Origin of the sequence: Sphingobium sp. (assembly GCF_035511395.1) — a bacterium.
Taxonomy (GTDB): Bacteria; Pseudomonadota; Alphaproteobacteria; order Sphingomonadales; family Sphingomonadaceae; genus Sphingobium.
The window spans coordinates 1-5,303 of the sequence record NZ_DATKFP010000017.1 but is presented as its reverse complement, the minus strand read 5'-3'; the positions used below and the strand labels follow the sequence as shown (position 1 = coordinate 5,303).

Genomic DNA, 5,303 nt, shown 5'->3' with positions numbered 1-5,303 from the left:
CTAACCGACAAGATCTGCGAGCGATCCCAGAAGCTTTGCGGCAACGCCTCGAAACCAAGCGAGCTGTAGAAACCCTCGCCCGCCTTCACCATCTTCACTGGATCATAGGCCTTGGTCTTGAGCAGGTCGGTGACGTCATAGCCAAGGTCGCCGGCACCCTGCGGCGCCACGACGCTGTAGATATTGCCCCATTCCTGCGCCCACATATTGCCGAGCAGGTCGGCGCGGATCGGTCCGGTCTTGGGCTGGACCGCGTCGCCATATTTCTCGTTCAGCTTGGTCCGGGTGTAGCAGTGCAACTCGTCATAGAGCGGCTTCACTTCGGCCCAGATCTTGTCGGTTAGCTTGGCGAAATCATCGGCCGGCATGTCATATTTGGACCGCCACATCGCCCCCGTATCGGCAAAGCCCAATTCCTTCGCTCCGGCATTGGCGATGCTGACCAGCTTGGCATAGTCCTGCCGCATCGGCGCACCGACATTGTCGTGCCAGCTGACCCACATTTCCTTCAGGTCTTCGGGATTGCGGTTTTCCCCCATCTGTTCTTCGATGTCGCTGCCGTTGATCGCCTGCCCCTTGAGCGTCCCCTTACCCTTGCCATAGGCGGACTGAAGCTTGGTCGCGAGATCATTGAGTTCTTCCGCAGCCCCCGATGTCGTCGGCGCGGGCAGCGTCAGCGCGGTGCGCAGCAGCGTCAGCCGGCGTTTCGTTTCTTCGCGCAGGCCCGGTGCCGTCGCATATCTGGCCGCCTCCAGCGCATAGTCGACCCGCTGTTTGGTATCGATCGCGCCGAAATAGGAGGCCATCGCGTCCGTATCGTCGGTGATGTAGGTGGCGTTGATCCACGCCGCCCGACCACTGACGATCGACTGGTCGAACAGGCTCTTTTCAGCCTTGGCAAGGAAGGCCTCTGCTTCGGCCGCAGTCGGTACGGCGGCAGGTGCCTGTTGCGCCATCACCGGCGAAGTAACCAGGGCAGCCGCAAGTGCGACCAGCGAGATAGCGATTTTCATGGGGTTCCCCTTATCGGTTATAAGAGGAAGGTGACTTGGTCCGGCGATACAGTCAAGCGGTCAGGAAATCGACCATCGCCTGCCCCAATTCCTTGCGTGTGACGGCGTTCATATGATTGCCGGGCACTTCGACATAACGGCCGTTCGGCAGGATATCGACCAGTTCCTGCGCGATGCCGTTATCCTGGTCGTCAGCTCCGCAGATTACTTCGGTCGGTTGCTGGAAATCGGCGATCGTCGCTTCGTCGGTATCAACGAAGGTGTTCAGGATATGCAGCATCGCCACCGGATCGCCCTTGGTAGTTTTCAGGAACGCTTCGGTCATCCATTCGGACGTGCCGCGCTCGAATGTACCGAGATTGGTGAGGACATTCTTGTAATAGCCGCCCTTGTCGAGCGTCTTGATGAGGCCCCGCAGGCCCATGCCCGCCAGGATAACGCGGCGTGGCGTCGCGCCGCGCGCCAGCATCCGCACCGTCGTGCGCGCGCCGAGCGAATAGCCACCCAGATCATAATCGCTCAGGCCCATCTGCTCGACCAGCGCCAGATTGTCGTCGGTCAGCGCATCAGGCGGATAGGCGGCCGCATCATGCGGCTTGGCGCTTTCGCCATGGCCGCGCAGGTCGGGCAGGATCAGGCGGAACCCGGCCTCGACAAGCTTTGCAGCATGGCCGTAGCGGATCCAGTTGGTGAAGGCGTTCGAGAAATAGCCATGGATCAGGACCAGATCGCGCCCCTGTCCGACCACATGAACCGCGATCGGCAGGCCATCCCGCCCTTTGATGTCGCGGCGTTCGATCTGGAGGTCGGTCATCAGGGCAATTCCTTGTCTGGCGGGAACGGCCTGCCGATATGGCGTCAGCCGCTGCGGCGCAAGAGTGCGATGACCGCGATCATCGATCCAATTTGCGCCAGCGCCATGTCCTTCTGCGCATCCCAGATATCGCCTTGCTGACCGTTATAATAGTCGGCGGTGTCGCCCGCCGCGACGACCGTCAGCAGCCATTCGAATATCTCGTAGACTGCGCTGCCGAGGCCGACGGCGGCAAAGGCGAAGCTCAGGCTCCAGCGCCATGGCAGGCCTCCATGGTGGCGGGAGATCTCTGCGATCGGCAATGTCAGTAAAGCGCCGAAGCTGAAATGGACCAGCCGGTCAAAACCGTTGCGCTTCATGCCGAAGAGGCTGGAGATGTCATGGCCGCTGATTGCCCGCACCCAATCATCATAGGGCACATAGCTGTAGATCCAGCGTGCGCCCAGCGTGTGCAGCAGCAGGAACAAGCAGATGCAGGCAAAGGTGGAGGTTGAAAGCGGCCATCGCCGCAGCAGCCTCGGGGCAGCAAGGATCAGCGCGACCGTCGGCCCATGCTGGAGCGGCGCCAGATCGGGATAGGGCTGTGCAATATTGGCGAGGCCGACAGCGGCCAGCAACAGCCAGATCATCCAGCGCTGCGCGAGCGGAAGGGCTTTCCACATCGCGACAGCGCCGGAAATCATGCGGGCTACTTAGCCCTTCTTCAGGTGACGGCGGCCCAGCAGTTCGGCGATCTGCACCGCGTTCAGCGCCGCGCCCTTGCGCAGGTTGTCGCTGACGCACCACAGATTCAGCCCGTTTTCGATGGTCGAATCCTCGCGAACGCGGCTGATGAAGGTCGCAAAATCACCGACGCATTCAATCGGGGTGATGTATCCGCCGTCCTCGCGCTTGTCGACCAACATGATGCCAGGCGCCTCGCGCAGGATGTCCTGCGCTTCCTTGGCCGAAATCTCGTTCTCGAACTCGATATTGATCGATTCCGAATGGCCGACGAACACCGGCACGCGCACGCAGGTCGCCGTGACCTTCACCTTGGGATCGAGAATCTTCTTGGTTTCCGCGACCATCTTCCATTCTTCCTTGGTCGAACCATCGTCGAGGAAAACGTCGATATGCGGGATCACGTTGAAGGCGATCTGCTTGGTGAACTTCTTTGGTTCGGCCGGATCGCCGACGAAGATGTTGCGCGACTGTTCGAACAACTCGTCCATGCCTGCCTTGCCCGCGCCGGACACCGACTGGTAGGTCGACACGACCACTCGCTTGATCTTCGCAGCGTCATGCAGCGGCTTCAGGGCGACGACCATCTGCGCGGTCGAGCAGTTCGGGTTCGCGATGATATTCTTCTTTGTGTAGCCGTCAATCGCGTTCGGGTTCACCTCGGGCACGATCAGCGGCACGTCCGGGTCCATGCGATAGAGCGACGAATTGTCGATCACGACGCAGCCGGCCGCCGCAGCCTTGGGCGCATATTCTGCCGTCGGGCCGGAGCCTACGGCGAACAGGGCGATGTCCCAGCCGGTGAAGTCGAAATGTTCGATATTCTTGCATTTGAGCGTCTTGCCGGTGTCACCAAAGTCGACGTCGGTGCCATGCGACCGGGACGATGCAACCGCCGCGATCTCGTCAATAGGGAACTCGCGTTCGGCGAGAATGGTCAGCATTTCGCGGCCCACATTACCGGTGGCACCAACGACGACGACCTTGTAACCCATGACTAAAGTCTCCACTCCAACGCAATATTGCGGAGTGCGCGCCATAGCGATACTGCTGCGTTTGTCCAGAAAGAAGGGCTTGTCGATCCGATAGTCTGCGGATTATCGACAGCGCACTCGCAGCCCATTCCTCTCCTCCTGACATCGGATTTTCAGTTGATGCTGTCCAAGTCGCTGCCACCATTGCCCCAACACTGGTTTCACAGTTTCCAGTTCCCTGATGGAGTGTGCGTAGATGGCATCAAGCCGCTGGAATCACTGCGCAAGGAAGCTGATCAGATATTCAGCGTGTCTATGGCTGGCAGGCGAGTGTTGGATATAGGCGCGTGGGACGGTTTCTTCTCCTTTGAGGCGGAGCGGCGTGGATCGGCAGAGGTCTTGTCCACCGATCATTTCTGCTGGTCGGGTGAAGGTTGGGGTGACAAGAGCGGCTTCGATCATGCTCACGCCCGTTTTGGATCGAAAGTCCGGTCGCTAGATCTGGACGTCGCCAATCACCGCGTGGAGGAATTGGGGCAGTTCGACACTGTATTGTTGCTGGGCGTCCTTTATCATGTGACGGATCCCTATCGCACTCTAGAGGCTGCCGCTGCAATGAGCCGTGACCATCTCGTGATCGAGACGGTCACGGCCCTTCGGCATGAGCCGGTTCCTTCCATGCGCCTCTTCACCGAACTGGAACTGGATCGCGATCCGACAAATTTCTGGGCGCCCAATATCCTGGCTTTGCGTGAAATGTGCCAGCGCTTTGGCTATTCCCGTTTCAAGGTCTTGCCGGAAGCGCTGGATAATGCGGGGTGGCGCAGATGGGCCATGCCTTTCCGCAAAAAGGATCGCTATCGCCGGGCGATTTTTCACGCCTGGCGATAGCGCGATTGTCAGTCCGCGGTCGGGCCGCCCGCTTCCTTGGTGAGGAAGTCCTCGATAGTCTTCCACAGATGGACACTGATGCCCGGTCCACCGACGCGGTGGGTCTGGCCGGGATAGGCCATCATCTCGAACGGCACGGCTGCGCCCTGCATCTTGGCCATCAGTGCGGTCGCATTGTCGAACACGACATTGTCGTCCGACATGCCATGGATCAGCAATAGCGGATCCTTGATCTTCACCGAATCGTCTACGGCGCCTGACGCCGGATAGGCGCTGGGCTTGTCCTGCGGCTTGCCGATATAGCGCTCGGTATAATGGGTGTCGTAAAGCTGCCACTTGGTCACGGGCGCGCCGGAGACGGCAGCAGCGAAGACGCCTAGCGCCTTTTCCAGCAGCTTCAGCGACATATAACCGCCATAGGACCAGCCATAGGTCGCGATCCGCTTGGGGTCGACATAAGGCTGCGCCTTGAGCCATTCAACGCCCTTCAACTGGTCCTCGACTTCCACCGTGCCCATGGCGCGATATAGATGATCCTCGAATGCCTTGCCGCGATCGGGCGTACCGCGATTGTCGATGGCAAAGACGATCCAGCCGCGATCCACCAGATACTGGTTGAGCGCGCCACTCCATGTGTTCGTCACCTGACGGCCGCCGCCGGGGCCGCCATAGTGGATCATGAAGACGGGATAGCGCTTCCCCGGCTCCATCGGCGGGGTCATGATCTTGGTGTAGAGCGTCGTGCCGTCCCAAGGCCGCAGTCCAGTGAGCGCCCCATTCGATCTTCGCGCGATGTACGCACAGTTAGAAGTGGCCGAGGCGCTCGAATTGGAAGCAATGCAGCGCCGCCTGTCACGCTTTGCCGCCGCCGCCCACCGCATCGCCCTG

The 5,303-nt window shown here is 60.2% G+C and carries 6 protein-coding genes; 1 reads left to right on the top strand and 5 read right to left on the bottom strand.

Going from position 1 to position 5,303, the window contains the following annotated elements:
* The 4 genes from VMR39_RS00775 to VMR39_RS00760 all read right to left on the bottom strand — a co-directional run.
* The coding region (locus VMR39_RS00775; RefSeq protein ID WP_325413391.1) for a M2 family metallopeptidase at positions 1–1,013 on the bottom strand (1,013 nt) is incomplete at its 3' end.
* A 52-nt stretch (positions 1,014–1,065) separates the two neighbouring features.
* Positions 1,066–1,827, bottom strand: coding sequence for an alpha/beta fold hydrolase (locus VMR39_RS00770; RefSeq protein WP_325413389.1), 762 nt, complete (start codon positions 1,825–1,827; stop codon positions 1,066–1,068).
* A 44-nt stretch (positions 1,828–1,871) separates the two neighbouring features.
* Positions 1,872–2,510: a DUF2238 domain-containing protein gene (locus VMR39_RS00765; RefSeq protein WP_325413387.1), complete on the bottom strand. Its 639-nt coding sequence runs from the start codon at positions 2,508–2,510 to the stop codon at positions 1,872–1,874.
* Between the two features lie 9 nt (positions 2,511–2,519).
* Positions 2,520–3,545 (bottom strand): aspartate-semialdehyde dehydrogenase, encoded by a 1,026-nt coding sequence (locus tag VMR39_RS00760; RefSeq protein ID WP_325413385.1) that lies wholly within the window; start codon positions 3,543–3,545, stop codon positions 2,520–2,522.
* A gap of 27 nt (positions 3,546–3,572) precedes the next feature.
* On the opposite strand from VMR39_RS00760, the gene VMR39_RS00755 reads away from it, so the two are divergent.
* Complete coding sequence (locus VMR39_RS00755; RefSeq protein WP_325413383.1) at positions 3,573–4,415, top strand: class I SAM-dependent methyltransferase; 843 nt, start codon at positions 3,573–3,575, stop codon at positions 4,413–4,415.
* Between the two features lie 8 nt (positions 4,416–4,423).
* Here VMR39_RS00755 and VMR39_RS00750 read toward each other — a convergent pair.
* A partial coding sequence (locus tag VMR39_RS00750; RefSeq protein ID WP_414712431.1) for a S9 family peptidase occupies positions 4,424–5,303 on the bottom strand: 880 nt, incomplete at its 5' end.

Coding starts and splice junctions, on each gene's coding strand:
- VMR39_RS00760 (WP_325413385.1), bottom strand. CDS start 3,545: ATGGGTTACAAGGTCGTCGTCGTTGGTGCCACCGGTAATGTGGGCCGC.
- VMR39_RS00770 (WP_325413389.1), bottom strand. CDS start 1,827: ATGACCGACCTCCAGATCGAACGCCGCGACATCAAAGGGCGGGATGGC.
- VMR39_RS00765 (WP_325413387.1), bottom strand. CDS start 2,510: ATGATTTCCGGCGCTGTCGCGATGTGGAAAGCCCTTCCGCTCGCGCAG.